The organism is Acinetobacter sp. YH01004 (assembly GCF_013420455.1).
Taxonomy (GTDB): domain Bacteria; phylum Pseudomonadota; class Gammaproteobacteria; order Pseudomonadales; family Moraxellaceae; genus Acinetobacter; species Acinetobacter towneri.
The window spans coordinates 1-2,180 of sequence record NZ_VOXZ01000034.1 but is presented as its reverse complement, the minus strand read 5'-3'; the positions used below and the strand labels follow the sequence as shown (position 1 = coordinate 2,180).

Sequence of the window (2,180 nt, the reverse complement as noted above, 5' to 3'; positions counted from 1 at the left end):
GTAAATTTTCAGCGTTGCTGGCTCCCCGTCAGCCGGATTGGGTTGCATCGCAGGGGTGTCGAAAGAGTCAACTGCGGTCCAAAGCTGTTGGACTTGGGTGAAAAGGGCGTTTATTCTTCCTATACGTGAACCGCATCCTACGGAATGAGTAACCCTTGCCCTATTGTGAGTAGAACGTCGTATAATTCAAACGAAAGCAGTTAATAGGTATGAAATATCACAGCACAAAAGAGCGACAGGACATGTTTAGATGATGTTATTATAAAATAATAACATCATGGATGAATAAAAAATAATTTTCTATCTTTACAACTATGTTATACTTCTATGATAAGGCTATGATGGCAAAGCCTTGGTTTTCCTAATCAAATAGTCGCCGAGATGGCTTCAATGCGACAGTAGGTCTACTGTCTCACAATTAATTCATGTATCAGATTTTTGTTCCCTGATGGGAAGTGTTATCCATACGAAAAGAATATGGGTAAAGTGTTACACCTGTATATGACATTCAGAATGTCCTGTCGGGGGAACTGGTACCAATTTAATAAAAGAAAACAGTATAGAAATGACAATCGAAGATATGCAAACATTAGCCCTAGAGCATGGGCTGAGAATTTCGGAAGAGATGAGCGTCAATGAGATGGGCATCGACTTTAGAGTTGCCTTTGTAAAGGAAGTAAACGGTGAGAACTGGGTACTCCGTATACCTCGAAGAAGCGATATGCTTGAACAAATCGAAAATGAAAGTAGAATATTGGATTTAGCCAAAAGAAACCTGTCGATCAATGTCCCTGATTGGAAAATTGTATCGGAGCGCCTAATAGCCTACCCTTTACTGGAGGATGCGCCTGCTCTGACATTCGATGCGATAACACATGAGGTTTCTTGGAACATAGATCGCGATAGCATAGCTTATGTGGAGTCTCTGGCAAAATCATTGGCCGAATTACATCGTATTACAGCTGACGATGTGAGAAAGAGCAACTTGAAAATAATGACTCCAAGTGAATTGAGGACCGAAATAGCTGACCGTATCCACTTGGTGAAATCTGAGATAGGTATCAGCGAGCCGTTGGAAAACAGATACCGTAGATGGTTGGACAATGACCCTTTGTGGCCTGAATTCACTTGTTTCATCCATGGCGATCTCTATGCAGGGCATGTCTTAACCTCGAAGGAAGGTAAGACCTCTGGTATCATAGATTGGTCTACTGCGCATATGGGTGATCCTGCACTGGACTTTTCTGGTCACGTATCGGTTTTTGGAGAGGATAGCCTGAAGAGTTTGATAACGGAGTATGCTAAACAAGGCGGAACGATATGGGATAGGCTCTACGAACAATCTATAGAGAGGGCTGCTGCAGCTCCATTAGCATATGGCGCTTTTGCGGTAGAGTGCAACGACGATAATCATATCAATGCCGCCAGAGCAGCCTTAGGTATTGTTCAATAAAATGATGTGAGGATACTTTTTTAAATGCTAAAATAGGAGTTCGATTGGTGCCACTTAAGAGTATCATTGATTTCTATTTTAGCCAGTATCCTCCACTTTTAGGAGCTCCTCGAAACTCGATTTTATGATCATCTCTTAAGATTTTGAGCCACCGCTCTACTATCTTGACAGGAACTAATAGCTCGTTTACTAAAAATGGTGCACGCTTTCCTGGATTAGTTCTTATCTGATTAAATAGTAGATTTACTCCCTCACTTACTCCCTCATTAGATTCGAAAAGTAGCTTTGATGAGACAATAACTCGAAAACCGTGCTGGAAATTTTCAAAGACAGGGGGACGCAGACCATAGGATGCGAAGCCTTCTTGGATTCGTTTGATGCCTGACCCATATTTTTCAATAAAATGCGCTTCTTTGAACGTGGCAGATATCCTTTTATTGCGCGCCCATGGCGAGTAATCTTCACGAAGAAGCTGATCAATCGTTAAGTTATCAGCTAAACCACCTGGATTGAAAAACTCTATGGAATTGTAATACACCCTGATTATGGAATCGGCAAATTAATTTGGACTTGGGTGAAAAGGGCGTTTATTCTTCCTATTACGTTGTCGGCAGCGGGCCAAAAAGGAATACGTCCATGCCCATCGAGGTGAAACCGGCTGTGAGCGCGGGTTCAAGCATATAGCCCGACAGGCGCGTATCCTTGCCGATCACGACACGATGGCGGT

The 2,180-nt window shown here is 42.5% G+C and carries 2 protein-coding genes and 1 pseudogene; 1 reads left to right on the top strand and 2 read right to left on the bottom strand.

What is annotated here, in order from left to right; genetic code table 11:
• The first annotated feature begins 565 nt into the window (after positions 1 to 565).
• Positions 566 to 1,453, top strand: a complete 888-nt coding sequence (mph, locus tag FTT71_RS13115; RefSeq protein WP_071830579.1) for an Mph(E)/Mph(G) family macrolide 2'-phosphotransferase — start codon at positions 566 to 568, stop codon at positions 1,451 to 1,453.
• Between the two features lie 73 nt (positions 1,454 to 1,526).
• On the opposite strand, the gene FTT71_RS13110 is transcribed toward mph, so the two are convergent.
• Entirely contained in the window at positions 1,527 to 1,991 is a 465-nt protein-coding gene (locus FTT71_RS13110; protein WP_071830580.1) for an ATP-binding protein, read from the bottom strand.
• Between the two features lie 67 nt (positions 1,992 to 2,058).
• Positions 2,059 to 2,180: pseudogene (locus tag FTT71_RS13105) on the bottom strand (hypothetical protein); the annotation flags it as partial.

What these genes read in the sequence shown, in the direction of transcription:
- mph (WP_071830579.1), top strand. Translation starts at nt 566, where the DNA reads ATGACAATCGAAGATATGCAAACATTAGCCCTAGAGCATGGGCTGAGA.